At 33.4% G+C, this 13,761-nt stretch carries 14 protein-coding genes; 5 read left to right on the top strand and 9 right to left on the bottom strand.

Annotated elements, in window-relative coordinates; translation table 11 throughout:
- Positions 1–181: 181 nt before the first annotated feature.
- On the top strand, positions 182–415 hold the full coding sequence (locus tag AC5YC8_RS07090) for a hypothetical protein (protein WP_496117802.1): 234 nt from the start codon (positions 182–184) through the stop codon (positions 413–415).
- Between the two features lie 57 nt (positions 416–472).
- Here the strand turns inward: AC5YC8_RS07090 and AC5YC8_RS07085 are convergent, their stop codons facing one another.
- Positions 473–661, bottom strand: coding sequence for a hypothetical protein (locus AC5YC8_RS07085; protein WP_496117804.1), 189 nt, complete (start codon positions 659–661; stop codon positions 473–475).
- Between the two features lie 153 nt (positions 662–814).
- Positions 815–3,784, bottom strand: a complete 2,970-nt coding sequence (locus tag AC5YC8_RS07080) for an inverse autotransporter beta domain-containing protein (protein ID WP_496164042.1) — start codon at positions 3,782–3,784, stop codon at positions 815–817.
- A gap of 560 nt (positions 3,785–4,344) precedes the next feature.
- Here AC5YC8_RS07080 and AC5YC8_RS07075 point away from each other — a divergent pair.
- Together AC5YC8_RS07075 and AC5YC8_RS07070 are read left to right on the top strand one after the other, a co-directional pair.
- Complete coding sequence (locus AC5YC8_RS07075; protein ID WP_496164041.1) at positions 4,345–4,974, top strand: TetR/AcrR family transcriptional regulator; 630 nt, start codon at positions 4,345–4,347, stop codon at positions 4,972–4,974.
- Between the two features lie 153 nt (positions 4,975–5,127).
- A complete protein-coding gene (locus AC5YC8_RS07070; RefSeq protein ID WP_496164040.1) occupies positions 5,128–6,285 on the top strand; it encodes an MFS transporter in 1,158 nt (385 codons plus the stop codon).
- A gap of 6 nt (positions 6,286–6,291) precedes the next feature.
- On the opposite strand, the gene AC5YC8_RS07065 is transcribed toward AC5YC8_RS07070, so the two are convergent.
- The gene (locus AC5YC8_RS07065) at positions 6,292–7,140 is read right to left on the bottom strand and encodes a GGDEF domain-containing protein (RefSeq protein ID WP_496164039.1); all 849 of its coding nucleotides are present in this window, start codon (positions 7,138–7,140) and stop codon (positions 6,292–6,294) included.
- On the bottom strand, positions 7,137–7,721 hold the full coding sequence (locus AC5YC8_RS07060; protein ID WP_496164038.1) for a hypothetical protein: 585 nt from the start codon (positions 7,719–7,721) through the stop codon (positions 7,137–7,139). Before AC5YC8_RS07060 ends, AC5YC8_RS07065 begins: the two co-directional genes overlap by 4 nt.
- Before the next feature lie 205 nt (positions 7,722–7,926).
- Between AC5YC8_RS07060 and AC5YC8_RS07055 the strand changes: the two genes are divergently transcribed.
- Positions 7,927–8,412 carry a hypothetical protein gene (locus AC5YC8_RS07055; protein WP_496164037.1) on the top strand — a complete coding sequence of 162 codons (486 nt, stop codon included), beginning with the start codon at positions 7,927–7,929 and terminating at the stop codon, positions 8,410–8,412.
- Positions 8,413–8,480: 68 nt separating this feature from the next.
- On the opposite strand, the gene accC is transcribed toward AC5YC8_RS07055, so the two are convergent.
- Genes accC through aroQ form a run of 3 tightly spaced genes read right to left on the bottom strand, consistent with a single transcriptional unit; the run spans position 8,481 to position 10,749 of the window.
- Positions 8,481–9,839, bottom strand: coding sequence for an acetyl-CoA carboxylase biotin carboxylase subunit (gene accC, locus AC5YC8_RS07050; RefSeq protein WP_496117815.1), 1,359 nt, complete (start codon positions 9,837–9,839; stop codon positions 8,481–8,483).
- A gap of 17 nt (positions 9,840–9,856) precedes the next feature.
- Positions 9,857–10,276, bottom strand: a complete 420-nt coding sequence (accB, locus tag AC5YC8_RS07045) for an acetyl-CoA carboxylase biotin carboxyl carrier protein (RefSeq protein WP_496117817.1) — start codon at positions 10,274–10,276, stop codon at positions 9,857–9,859.
- Between the two features lie 17 nt (positions 10,277–10,293).
- The gene (aroQ, locus tag AC5YC8_RS07040; RefSeq protein WP_496117819.1) at positions 10,294–10,749 is read right to left on the bottom strand and encodes a type II 3-dehydroquinate dehydratase; all 456 of its coding nucleotides are present in this window, start codon (positions 10,747–10,749) and stop codon (positions 10,294–10,296) included.
- Between the two features lie 839 nt (positions 10,750–11,588).
- On the opposite strand from aroQ, the gene AC5YC8_RS07035 reads away from it, so the two are divergent.
- On the top strand, positions 11,589–12,092 hold the full coding sequence (locus tag AC5YC8_RS07035; RefSeq protein WP_496164036.1) for a cytochrome b: 504 nt from the start codon (positions 11,589–11,591) through the stop codon (positions 12,090–12,092).
- 88 nt (positions 12,093–12,180) lie between these two features.
- Here AC5YC8_RS07035 and hdeA read toward each other — a convergent pair whose 3' ends face one another.
- Both hdeA and thiM read right to left on the bottom strand, forming a co-directional pair.
- Positions 12,181–12,495, bottom strand: coding sequence for an acid-activated periplasmic chaperone HdeA (gene hdeA / locus AC5YC8_RS07030; protein ID WP_496117823.1), 315 nt, complete (start codon positions 12,493–12,495; stop codon positions 12,181–12,183).
- A 415-nt stretch (positions 12,496–12,910) separates the two neighbouring features.
- Positions 12,911–13,756 (bottom strand): hydroxyethylthiazole kinase, encoded by an 846-nt coding sequence (thiM, locus tag AC5YC8_RS07025; protein WP_496164035.1) that lies wholly within the window; start codon positions 13,754–13,756, stop codon positions 12,911–12,913.
- Positions 13,757–13,761 lie beyond the last annotated feature (5 nt).

Below are 13,761 nucleotides of genomic sequence, written 5' to 3'. Positions count from 1 at the left end.
ATTATTAAAAGGCATGGCTTTATTGCTTTTTAGTAGAACAAAAATGTAATGATATTTTTTATAAATTGATAAATTTTCTATTTGTTTAAGGATTAAACTGTTTTTGAAATTAAAGGTTTATTCATTGGCTAAACAGTGGTAAAAATAAAAATAAAGTGTTCAGTGAAAGTAGGTACATCTTATGAAAACCACAGTAAAATATGTTGTATTAAAAAGTTTAGATTACCAATTAGGGACACCACTATTTCAAGAGGAAATTGATGCTGATGCCCTGTATTTTGATCAAATCCCGTCGGTTATTTCATTTCAAAATCATCAATTTAAAGTGAAATCGAAAGAACAAAAACGTGTGTATTTAGCTGAAGAACAAGAAGATACTCAAACCATTATTGTAAAAGTAATTTCTCAAGTTTAAGTTTTGTATTTTTCGTAAAAAAGCTCGCAGTAGGCGAGCTTTTTTATTTTTCCAACATTAGGCTGTAACTTCTTCAGTATTACTGATTAATACGGCTGTTAATATTGGCACACCAAAACAAGGAAGCATAAGTAGAATCCAAAACTCTACAACATTATGGTCACTGATTGCTTTAATAAAGATAGTGCCTAAAACGAGTACCAAAGCTAAACAACTAGCAAATAAAACAAAGAATTTTTTTAGCATAAAATAATTCCATAAATTAATTAGGGATTTGAATACTATACGCTGAATTTTTAGTTTGTGCGAAAAATATTCATTGGAAAAATGTTTGATATACAGAATGTATATCAATTTTTTTATATGAAAAAGCCAAGCATTATGGCTTGGCTTTTAAAATTATTTACATGAAATATATCCTTTGTAATCTAAATTTGTACCGATGTTCTGATTCCCTGTATCTTCAGCATTACCTGTAGTGAGCCAAAATGCATACTTACCAGCATAACCAGTAGAACTACTTCTATATAATTTGTTTTTAGGCCATCCATATTTGGTGTGAATACTTGTACCATGTACATTAAATAGACTTAAGTAATCGTTTCTATTAGGGATATTATCTGAACCTCCGCAATGTGCGTCCATTCCTTCAGAGTTTCCATTGAACAGAGCCCATGTTTCATTATTTTCTACATAAGTATCTTGATAACCAGATGTTTCAGTAGCAAGTTTAGGTCGAGAGAAAGTTGCACTTGTCTGACCTTTTAGTTTTTCAGCACTCATATGACCCCACATTTGTGCTTTTTCCGTATCAGGGCTTGTAAGAACGGTAAAATAAATACTTTTTTCAGCGGTAACACCATTATCAGTTTTTGCCTGAATTATATGCTCTACACCAATACCATTAGGATCATGCAAAATTAATGAGATTACCCCTCTGTCATTGCTCTGGAATTGTGTACCATTAGTCATAGCAGTGTTATTTGCTTGTAATATTCCAGAATCTGTACGAATGCTTCCTTGGCGATCTCGTGAGGTGATGTTAAAAGTAACGAATTGAGAACGTAGTGGAGTATTATCTTTATCTTTAGGAGTGATCGTCATAACAATACCACTACCGCCGATTTGAGTTTTTTCTAGATTAGTCGTTATTTCAATAGAATGTACAGTTGGTACAAGCTCAACCTTTGTTGACAGTTTCAATTGAGTTTTATTATAACTCGGGGTCACGGTAAGAGAGCCAGCATTCTCACCAAAGACTTCAGCGAGATAAACACCATCTTCATAATCGGCATTATTTAATAAAGTTGCACCACCTACGCCTGAAATTTTGAAACCTACATCGCCTTTTTCAACAGGGTTTTTGAATTTATCTAGTAATTCTACTGCAATCTGCGCTTTAGTTTTATTGTCGGCTGGAATACTGTTTGGTAAAGCTTGAATAGAAGACGTTGTTAAGTCTAGAGGTCCTGGTTTTAAAGTCACATCCGTTTTGTTAACTTCACTACCATCAACAACGGCTGTAATTGTTACTGTACCTGTTTTTGTACCTTTTAGCTTCGCCTTATAAATGCCATTAACTTCAACAACATCACTGATAGTTGTATTTTCTAACCCCGTAGCTGTAAAGGTTACAACTTTGCCTTTAATTGTGTTGTTAAACTCATCTTCTAGAGTTAATGATATTTCTGCTTCATCTTCATCATTTGCAATGATTTCTTTTGGATTTGTATCCATTATTGAATGGTAAACAACATCACCAGCAATCATTTCAATTTTTGCAGGTTTTAAGCTAACACCTCGAATTGTAGGTGTTAGTTGCAATGTTTCTACTTGTGTTCCAGCTGTAACTTTAACTTCAAACTCACCATCTGCAATTTTCTTCCACTCACTTACTTCAGCTGAAATATCACCACGTGTTTTGGATGAAACATTAAGCTCAATTTCAGACATAGGAATGTGAATTGGATGACCTTTATAGTCTTTAACAGTTAATTTTAAAACCTGTGAGTTTTTACCATTTGCGACAAGAGTTGTAGTAAGGGGGGTAAATTCGCTGTTGGTTTCACTTACTGCAGCTTCTGTAACTTCAATTTGTGCTGTTTGACGACCAGATGCATTACCAAGAGTATCGTAGGCAATTGCACTAATTGAGTACGTATTTGCTGGTGCGCTACGTCCATATTTGTAGTCGGGTAATTTGATAACATAATCCGAGCCTTGTTGAACAACCTCACCACCTTGAGCGATGATTTCTTTTGCATCCCACTCAATACGATCTAAACCATATTTAGTCTGAACGGATACTTCTAAAGACTTTTGTTCACCTGAAAAACCACGAACGTGTTTTGCTATATTAAGGAAAATAAGTTCTTTTTTACGATATTCGAGCACAATATTATTGTTACGCTCAACGAAATCGTAACGATTACCTGCAAGGCTACGTAATGCTGAAACAGCTTTAGGATCAATTTGTTTTGCCCATGGCACACCAAATTGATAATTCATTTGTAAGCCAATGGATGTATCTTTATTACTATCTTGACCTTGCTTATGTTCTACATTCATGGTGATGAATGGAATAGGTGTATATGACACACCCAATGTCAATGCTTGTGGATTTTCTTGACGATTATTTTTCCCAAACAATGCAACTTCATTGCCATAGTATTTTTCATACATCAATTTACCGCCTAATTGAGGGTAGGCTGGTAAATAACCTTCAGTTCGAATATCCCAACCATTGGCAGCACGTTCTTCGTAATCTTCAACTTTTTTAGAATCTTTCCAATTACTTAGACGTAAATAACCATTAGCAGAAATTTTTAGAAAATTACTCCAGTATTCACCACCAATACCTGCACGTGAATGATCATTTGACATGTCATAGTCAATGAATGTGTTTCCACCAATCATATAATTTTCATTAAATCGACGAATACCAAAACCTAAATTTGCCTGATTACGGTCATCGGTACGATGAACACTTGCTTGGGTAAATACTAAGTTCTTTTTATTTTCCCAAATTGGAAGTAATAAATCGTACTGTGAATTTTTGAGAGAAAATTTATCATCAACATTCACTTGCGCACGTAAACGACCATATTGGCTAAACCATTTTTCTAGGCTGCTATTTACAGTTGAGGACGCAAGGTTACGTGCCATTGCAGAAGCAGCATCACTATTTGGATTCGATTCTAATAATGAACCAATTTGTGCGGCGATATTTACAAGTTGGTTTTGATAGCCACCATTATTTAAAGATGATTGATTTTGTATTAACGGAATATTCTTTTTTAAAGGTGATGCAGGAACGAAAATAATATCGCCAGCTTTTGGAGGGATACTTAGATTTAAATGTGTATTCAATGCTTGAAGAAAATCAACATCAACATTAAAACGCTGAGCAACGATGTGATAGGTTTCACCTATGTTGAGTGCATATTTCTTAGTTAGAATAGTTTGACCATGAAGTGATTTAATATTTTGTGTGTTTAAATCAGATTTTAGAATATTTTGATTTTTTAGTTCATTTGAGCCTGTTAAGGCGTATGCTGAAGTAGCTAAAAAAGCATAGATAATGACAACGCAACTGCGTTATTTATTAATAATGACTTTGTCTTGTCGAGGTTACCCCTTGATTTAGTATTTAAACAAAATTGGGTATTCATGTTAAAAATTCACCTAAAAATTTAAGGTGGCAAATATTAATTAGATTAAATTTCAATGAAAATTTATTTACATAAAAAATACACTGTTTATTTTTTTGTGATTCTGTAAGTTATTGATTTCACTTATAAGTTTACAAGTGTATTTTTATTAAGTGGTTAATTCACCGAACCATTATCGGTTTAATTTTATTTACAATCATAAACTTATATAATGTGAGTGTTTTTATTAAATAACTTCTAATATTTGTAAAGGTTATAATGAAAAATCAAAAAATACTAAGTCGTATTTATCCTGGAAAGCAAAACCAGACAAAAAGATTGATATTAAAACATGCTGTTCAATGTTTTGATAAATATGGGGTGGAAAGCACCTCCATGGAAATGATTTGCGAAAAAACTAAACTAAGTATAGGTGGAATTTATTATCACTTTAATACTAAAGAGGCGATTATTGCCGCTGTAGTATTAGCTTCTATTGACGATTTATTTGGTTATCGCCAACGCTATTTATTAGATGCTAAAACATTTGAAGAGTGTATTTATGCATTAGTACTTTCTTATGTTGATTGGGTAGATGAGCATCCTCAATTTGCAAAAATAATGTTATCTGAAAAGTTTGATGTATATGTGGGTGAATTTAAAGATGATTTGGTCAGCCGTAAAATTAATAATAGAAAGAAACTACTAGATTGGTTATTACTACCAGAATTTCAACATGATGCAAATATAGAAATTCCTATGGATCTTTATTCATCTTTTATTAATGGTGTTCCTGAACACTATTGCAAATATTGGATGTTAAAACGAGTTCCACACCCACCAAAACATTATAGGATAGAAATAGCACGCTCTGTTTGGAGGCTTATTAAAGGTTTTCAGAAGGAATAGTTATTTTTTTGTTTATGTCGATAATTGATTTGAAACCTGAAATTTTCAGGTTTTTTTATTCCTTAATATAAATCTAGTTAATGCTAAAATTGAATACAAGATATAAAGCATTCAAGTTTTTAATATTTTGGATGGATGAGGAATAAATACTAAATGCAATCTTTTGCAATTCATCACCGCTTAGGTGGGTTCTACTTCTTTTATTATTCTATTGTTGGCACATTCATGCCATTTTGGAGTTTGTATTTAGAAGATCAAGGTTTTGCATTTAGTGAAATAGGTTTGTTGTCGTCACTTGCGATTATTACGCGTTTTTTTGCACCATTTATTTGGGGATGGATTGCTGATAAGTCTGGAAAACGCATGTTATTGGTTAGAGTAGCAACATGGATGGAAGCCTGTATTTGGTTTTTAATTTTCATTATTCCAAATAGTTTCCAATCTGTTGCTTTGCTTATGCTGATATTTAGTTTTTTTCAAAATGCCATTTTGGCACAGTTTGAAGGTGTAACATTATTTTGGTTGGCGGATCAGCGCGAAAAATTATACGGAAAAGTAAGAAAGTGGGGATCTATTGGTTTTATTGTAGGGGTTTTTGGAATAGGAGCATTGCTAGAAATTATTGATATTTCTATGTTGCCAATCCTTTTGCTATGTATTTCTTTCCTTGCTTTTATTTGGTCATTTACAATTAAGGAGCCAAATAATGCACCTAAATCACAAAATAGATTAGAACCTTTACTGCCTATACTGAAAAATCCGGTGGTGTATTCATTTTTTATTATTGAATTTGTAATGCTATTTTCTCAAGCACCATTTTATAGTTTCTATAGTAATTATCTTGCACATGCTGGATTTCAAACGTCAGTTATTGGTTTTTTATGGGCAGTTGGGGTTATTGCTGAAATTATTATGTTTGCATACGCAAATGTATTTTTGACACGCTATTCATGGAGAGTTTTAGTCTCTTTTTGTCTAGCTATTACTGGATTGCGTTGGTGCGTTGTAGGGATATTTCCGAATAGCTTTGTTATGCAATTTTTAGCTCAAACAATCCATGCTTTTAGTTTTGGTTTATTTCACATGATTGCTATGCGAGTGATTTTTCAATATTTCACTATGGGACAACAGGGTCGTGGGCAAGCAATTTATAGCACGATGTGGGGACTTGGTGTCGCCTTGGGGAGCTTGTTGGCTGGACATTATTGGGGACAGTATGGTGGTTCTACTATATTTATCATCGCAGGGTTGTCGACAGTTTTTGGATTACTTTTTATCACAAAATTACCAAACCAAGTGGTGAAGGCTTAGGAAATATTAAGTCACTATCACGCAGTTTCGTCCATTCTCTTTTGCTTGATAAAGTGCTTTATCTGTAATGTTAATGAGATCTTGCAAGCTGGTTTTGGTGGGTAAGGTGGTATGAGAAACACCTATACTTACTGTGATTTTAATGGGGTTTGCTTGTTGTATATCAATATAAGTTTCCGATAATTGTAAGCGAATACGCTCAGCAATCATCAGAGTTTCTGCTTTATCTACATTTGCTAAAAGAACTACAAATTCTTCACCACCATACCTACAAAATAGGTCTTCAGCTCTTAAGTTTTCTTTAACTAAGTCTGAAAATTTTTTAAGTACAATATCACCTGCATGATGACCAAAATTATCATTTAAGTTTTTGAAATAGTCGATATCTATCATAAGAAAACACGCTTGTTTATTTTTTTTGCTTTCAAGTAATCGTGTACTTAGTCTAAGAAAACTACGACGGTTCATTGTTTCAGTTAATGTATCGTGATTTGCTAAATAGTAGACTTCTTTAAATAGTAGTTTACGATTTTGGCTGATAATGCAAAGAATAAGAGTTGCTAAGCCAAGAATTGCTAAACCAATACGAATAGAGATAATTTCTGTTAAAAATGAATTGGTCGAATCATATAAGTATAAAAAAGAAACACTGTGATAGAGCGTTAAACAAACAAAGCTATTAATAATCGCAATAGTGAAAGTACTATAAACAGATGCTGCCCAAATGAGTGTTGCTAATGGATAGAGTAGTGCGCCAGGTCCAAAATAGGTGTGGGTTAATATCATTGAAAGTATAACTGCAACCAAAGGAATAGCATCAAATATATTAAAAGATGTTGTACGTCTATCTTTCAAAACTGTTTAATTTGAACAAGTTTTGGAAAAGTAAGTACTAAAGGCAAAATAATTAGTGCATTAAAAAACTCTCCAGTCCACCAATTTGTAAAATCTACCCATGGTTGCTTGGTTGACATAAATGTATGAGGTACATACGGAATCGTATTTATTGCAAATAGAGCAGCTAAAATGGTTCCACTCATAATCGCAAAAACGTAAGGATAGATGATAAGTGCACCATCTCGAAAATATTTTAATTGCGATTGAATAAAAAGTAATATGCTTAATGTGCTTAATACGGCAACGAAATTGGTTATTGTTAGAATGAATGTAAGAGCAAGCCCATTAGATGTTATCAGGTCTGCAAGCATGTAGCCCGCAAAAGCACCAAATAAGGCGCTAGATGTTCTAAACTGAGGAAACCGTAAAAGTAAGCCTAAGAATACAGGGTTTGCAGGCCAAAAAAATGCAGAGTGAGCAAGTGGTCGCGTAAAAATACCAATAAGTGCGACTGTAAAAATTGCGAAAGCAAAAATAACAAAGATATAGGAGTGTCTTTGGATTTGTTGATTGCTTAAGTGAATTAATTGAGCTTGCAAATGGATACCTCAAAAACGTGAAACTAATCAAGTTTCCATTATTATGATTTATTTACTTATATTCTCCAACGATTATATTGTTACCTGTAGAAATACAAAATTAAACTTTTTTAAATCAATATATTTGTTGGTATTTGTATTTGTAATATATCATTTTTTTTTAGATATGGTAACGTTAATAGAAATGGAATAACCCTGTATCTTTATGAAAAAAATAGCGCTATTAGTATTGGTAAGTTTATATGGTTCTACAATTTATGCTGAAAATACAAAATCTCCTGAAAAACAACAAAATGCTCAAGTGAATAAATCTGCGGTAGAAAATACTATTCGTATTCAAACCAGACCTGAAATTGTTGGACTTTGGGGGATGCAAATTGCGAAAAAAAATCAGTGCGTAGAATATTATAATTTTAAAAGTGATAGTAATGTGTTAATTAAAAGTGGTAATGAATGGTCTACGGGAGTATATGATTATGAACCTACGCCTGATCCAAGTTCCGTACTATCTGCATTAACACTTCAAATTCAATATGATAATAATGAAATTGATTGTTCTGGTATTCAAAAAGATCAAACTGGTGAAGTTACGCAATACTATGTTAAATGGCAAAATCCAAGTACAGTGAGCTTATGTAATAGTGAGAACTCTGAACAGTGTTTTGCAACATTACAACGCGTTTTGCCATAAAAAATTTTTTAAAAAATAAAAAAACCGCTAATTTTAGCGGTTTTTTAGCAATTTATTTTAAATTAGAATTAGTCTTGATGACCTTCTAATTGTTTTAATAAGTGCTTTTCTAAATAGTGGATATCCATTGCCTTTTCACAGAATTTTTTATCTTCTAAGATTAAATCTTTATGTAAAGGAATGTTGGTTTTAATGCCTGTTAGGATCATTTCATCTAGAGCTTGTTTCATACGTGCAATAGATGTTTCACGATCTTTACCATGTGCGATAAGTTTAGCAATCATCGAATCATAGTACGGAGGAATGTTATAGCCTTCGTAGATGTGCGAGTCTAAACGAATACCTGCACCACCTGGTGTATAGAAGTGTTCAATTTTACCTGGTGATGGTAAGAATGTTGTAGGATCTTCTGCATTGATACGACATTCAATGGCGTGACCTTTAACTTCAACATCTTCTTGATTGATGTTTAAGCCAAGACCGCCTGCAATACGAAGCTGTTGTTCAATAATGTCGATACCTGTAACCATTTCTGTCACAGGATGCTCAACTTGAACGCGTGTATTCATTTCAATGAAGAAGAATTCACCATCTTCAAATAAGAATTCAAATGTACCTGCACCACGGTATTGCATTAGTTCGCAAGCTTTTACACAAGCTTCCAAAATCTCTGCACGTGCTTGTTCAGGTAAATTTGGAGCAGGAGCTTCTTCGAGTACTTTTTGATGACGACGCTGTAAAGAACAGTCGCGGTCATATAAATGAATCGCATGACCATTACCATCTGCTAGAACCTGAACTTCAACATGGCGTGGCTTTTGTAAGAAGCGTTCCATGTAAACAGTATCATCACTGAACCACATTTCTGCATCACGTTGAGCAGCCTGAACAGATTCAAGTAAAGTATCTACGCTTTCAACAATACGCATACCACGACCACCACCGCCAGAAGCAGCTTTCACAATCAGTGGAAAGCCAATTTCTTTTGCTTCCGCTAAAGCGTTTTGCGGTGTTACTGCGTGTGCAGAACCGGGAACTGTAGGAACGCCTGCTTTACGCATTGCCATAATTGCCGAAACTTTATTCCCCATAAGGCGAATATGTTCAGGACGTGGACCAATGAATGTAAAACCTGAGTTTTCTACAATTTCTGCAAATTCAGCATTTTCAGATAAGAAACCATAACCAGGGTGAATAGCATCAGCACCTGTAATTTCAGCTGCAGTAATAATCGCAGGGATATTTAAATAGCTTTCACTACTTGCACCTGGACCAATACAAACTGCTTCATCACAAAAACGAAGATGCATAAGATCTTTATCGGCATCGGAATAAATACCAACGGTTTTAATTCCTAAAGTTTTGCAAGCTCGTGTGATACGCAGAGCGATTTCACCACGGTTTGCAATTAAAACTTTTTGCAACATTATGAATCCCCGAGGTCTTAAGCGCGGTAGCGGAATAATGGTTGACCGAACTGAATCACTTCGCCATTTTTAACTAAAATTTCTTCAATCACACCACTTTGAGTTGCTTCAATTGGGTTCATGATTTTCATTGCTTCAATAATACCAAGTGTTTCACCAGCAGAAACAGTTTGACCTACTTTAACAAAAGTTGGTTCACCTGGGCTTGGTGCTGTATAGAACACACCAACCATTGGTGATGTTTCAACTGCGCCACGTGGTGATTTTTTCGCAGGTGCAGCTTCTACAGAAGCTGTTGGCATTGCTGGAACAGCTGCTGCGACAACTGGATTACGACGAGTTAATGCGATTGATTGATCGCCTTCTTTAACTTCGATCGCCTGTAAGTCAGACTCAATCATCAAATCGATGAGTTTCTTGATTTTACGGATATCCATGAGACAGTATTCCTAATTTAAGATTGTGTAGAAGATTGAATTTTTTCAATAGCAAAGTCGAGGGCAGAGGCATAACCTTTTGCACCTAAACCACAAATTACGCCAACGGCTTTATCTGATAAATATGAGTGATGTCTAAATGCTTCACGTGCATGTACATTAGATAAATGAACTTCAAGAAAAGGTATTGCTACCCCAAGTAGTGCATCTCTAAGCGCAACTGATGTATGAGTAAGTGCCGCTGGATTAATAATAATGAATTGTGTACCGTCTTGTTTTGCTTGATGGATGCGATCCACAATTGCACCTTCCCAATTACTTTGGAAAGTGTCTAAAGAAATAGAAGCTTGTTGTGCTTGGTTTGTGAGCTGTAAGTTGATATCTTCAAGAGTCAGATAGCCATAAACCTCTGGTTCACGTTTCCCTAATAAGTTTAAATTCGGTCCATGAATGACCAAAATGGTCGCACTCATTCAGCTTGCTCCAGTTATAAGTTGCAAATTTACTTTGCAAGATGTCTGCAAAGTTTGCTAATTATGGCATAAAATTCTACATTTTTTTTATAATTTCTTTTAAATGATGCAGAAGCATTGTGCCAGAACTTGGCAATATAATGTAAATTTTGCAGGTAAATGACAATGTTAAAAAATTACAAATTATTTCTTTGTTACTATTTTTTACATTGTAGGATAATTGGCGAAAATGATGAATTAAATTTATGTAGCTCAAATGTATGTAATGGGTTTAGCTTAAAATTAGGTTTATAAATATATTACATGAATTGGTGTCGATGCTGTTATTGGTTTAAATTTTTGCAAAGTTTTTTTATTTTTCCTTTATTTTTAATATAAATTCGTAATATCAATAAAATTAAATCGTTAAAAAAATGAATAATTTAATTTATAAATATCAAGTTGTTATAATTATCTCTTAGTTGAATGTAAATGGTTTTTAGTTTGGAGTTAGGTGTTTAGTTAGACATTTAACGTAAATATTAGAGCTGGATAAAGTTGAATGTGAAATAAGCATGAATATTTGTCTGATTTTATAGAGTCATAAACTCGCATTTAGATCTCTTTTTTTTAGGAAAAAGAACTGACGATTTATCTCAAATATTTAAGAAATTTTCAGACAAAATTTAACTCTCTAGAGATGGTAAGTTGGCAAAAGGTGAGTATTTGTTGCATATTCTCATGCTAATAGCGACTTGAACTTAGAATAAGTAGAATTTTTTTTGATCTTATATGAGGTTTTACTGTTTTTCATTTTCTATATAAGATAAATAGAAAATAAATTTTGAGAAAAAACTAGAATGGATAGATCAAATCAAAAATTTCCTAAACTCGTTATATATGCTCATTGGGCTACCTTATGTTTAGTGTTTCTCGCTTATGTTACTAGTCAAAGTCCTATTCAGGATCAGTGGCTAGGGCAAATGCATGTTTTGGCTGGTAGCATTGTTTTTATATTTTTCTTTATACGTATTACTTTATATTTTTCTTTTAGAACTCAATTTCCTGATGTTCCCAAAATGCCAAAATTTCAAGATAATACCTTTAAGTGGATGAAAATATCACTATATTTATGCTTGTTTTTTGTTCCAATTTTGGGGTGGTTCGCTTTATCAACAACACAAAGTCATTTTCATATATTGGGTGTGAATTTCCCAATGATAAAGATTATAGAAAATTACAACATTGGGTTATTACATCAAATTATCGCTAATATTTTTATTACGCTCATTGCTTTACATGCTTGTGCTGCTTTATTTCATCACTTTATATTAAAAGATAATGTACTAAAAAGTATGAAATAGAATTATTAAAAGACCAATCTGAACAATATAATGACTATATATGACATAAAAAATGGGAGCTTGAAGCTCCCATTTGTATTTTAAAAAATTAGCTATGTTTTATTTTAGCCCATTCTGTATGAAGTGTTTTCTTAAAGCTTTGTTTTTTATCTTTCTTACATTCTTGCACTACAATTGGAGTGATCTTTTCAATGCCTTGCATGTCAATGACTTGGTTTTCCATGCCTTTATTGTTCATGTTTAAGGCGATAGATACACCAATAGCAGTAGGTTGATATGTTGTATCGAGAACAAGGAAATCTTCACATGTCCATTTGTTGACTGGCTTCTTATTCGGTGCTGCATTTACAAGCATTGGAGCTAATGCAACACAAGATAAAATAATAAGTGATAGTTTTTTCATTTTAGTTTCCTTTGTTTGAACTTAGTGGTTTTGACTTAGTTTAGTGAATGATTTGTTGTTGTTGATTTAATATACATTAATAAATATTAGATGAAATGTATAATTTTATTATAATAATGTAACCATTTTGATAAAGATTGAAATTCGATAATGTTCAATGTGGTAATGCAGTGGAAAGTTTATGGAGAAATTACGTATGTTAGTGATTAGTCAAAGGGTTTTTATAAAAAGTGTATTAGAAGTTTTATTAAAGAGAACGTAATTTTTTACTATTTTACTTAAATTTTCATCTTATTATTTATTAACAAGCTGATCTTCATTGGTTGAGATTTTTGAATATTATTCAGGTTTCATGAGATGGTTAAATATTGAGGTTGGAGGTTTAAAATAAGCTTAAACCTCCCCAATGAAATTATTATCTTATGATTATATCTGCATGTTTTCTGAGCTTTTCTGCATCCATTGTATAAATTTCATCTATAAATGAAATGCCAAAACTTCCAACTGTTTTTGATTTTTCAAAAGCCAATTTACCTGCAATCGCAAAATGGATATGTGCTGCAATAGCTGCAATACTAGGTTTGGCTACAGCGCAATATGCTGCAATGAGCGCACCGAGTGCACAGCCTGTTGCTGTAATTTTTGGCTGTAAAAATGAACCGCCATTAATTTGAATTACGGCTGGAATATCTTTTGTAATGATAAAATCTGACTCGCCAGAAATTGCAACACAGTGCGTTTGTTCTAAAAGTATATTGGCTTGTTGGTAAACATCTGCACTATTTAAGAGACTATCAACGCCTTTAGTTTGATTTTGATTGCCCGCAAGTGAGCTAATTTCAGAAGCATTGCCACGAATAACAGTTGGCTTAAATTTTATAAGCTCATCTACAGTTTTGGAGCGCCAAGCTAAGATAGCACCATAACCAACAGGGTCAAGCACCCAAGGTTTATTATATTCTGCACAAGTTTTAGCTGTAATTTTCATTGCTTCAGTTTGTTCGGGAGTTGGCGTACCTGTATTAATGCTAATAGCACCCGAAATTTTTGCAAAACTTTCTGCTTCAAATGTATTGTCAATCATTGCAGGAGAAGCGCCTGCAGCTAAAAGAATATTGGCAACGTAATTGGCTGCAACACTATTGGTAATGCAATGAACTAAAGGTTGCTGTACTTGTAGTTGAGTCCAAGCTTCAACGACTTGTTCTAAAATTTGGGCTTTTAATTGAGTTGAGTTATTCATAGGAGAGTTTTGCTTCATACTAT

Source organism: Acinetobacter sp. FY731, assembly GCF_059515905.1.
The sequence above is the reverse complement of the archived record's forward strand: the minus strand, read 5'-3'. Positions and strand labels throughout refer to the sequence as shown.

Bases quoted from the DNA above. Each gene is read 5' to 3' on its own strand.
- AC5YC8_RS07090 (WP_496117802.1), top strand. From the start codon at position 182: ATGAAAACCACAGTAAAATATGTTGTATTAAAAAGTTTAGATTACCAA.
- AC5YC8_RS07085 (WP_496117804.1), bottom strand. From the start codon at position 661: ATGCTAAAAAAATTCTTTGTTTTATTTGCTAGTTGTTTAGCTTTGGTA.
- AC5YC8_RS07075 (WP_496164041.1), top strand. From the start codon at position 4,345: ATGAAAAATCAAAAAATACTAAGTCGTATTTATCCTGGAAAGCAAAAC.
- AC5YC8_RS07070 (WP_496164040.1), top strand. From the start codon at position 5,128: ATGCAATCTTTTGCAATTCATCACCGCTTAGGTGGGTTCTACTTCTTT.
- AC5YC8_RS07055 (WP_496164037.1), top strand. From the start codon at position 7,927: ATGAAAAAAATAGCGCTATTAGTATTGGTAAGTTTATATGGTTCTACA.
- accC (WP_496117815.1), bottom strand. From the start codon at position 9,839: ATGTTGCAAAAAGTTTTAATTGCAAACCGTGGTGAAATCGCTCTGCGT.
- accB (WP_496117817.1), bottom strand. From the start codon at position 10,276: ATGGATATCCGTAAAATCAAGAAACTCATCGATTTGATGATTGAGTCT.
- aroQ (WP_496117819.1), bottom strand. From the start codon at position 10,749: ATGAGTGCGACCATTTTGGTCATTCATGGACCGAATTTAAACTTATTA.
- AC5YC8_RS07035 (WP_496164036.1), top strand. From the start codon at position 11,589: ATGGATAGATCAAATCAAAAATTTCCTAAACTCGTTATATATGCTCAT.
- hdeA (WP_496117823.1), bottom strand. From the start codon at position 12,495: ATGAAAAAACTATCACTTATTATTTTATCTTGTGTTGCATTAGCTCCA.
- thiM (WP_496164035.1), bottom strand. From the start codon at position 13,756: ATGAAGCAAAACTCTCCTATGAATAACTCAACTCAATTAAAAGCCCAA.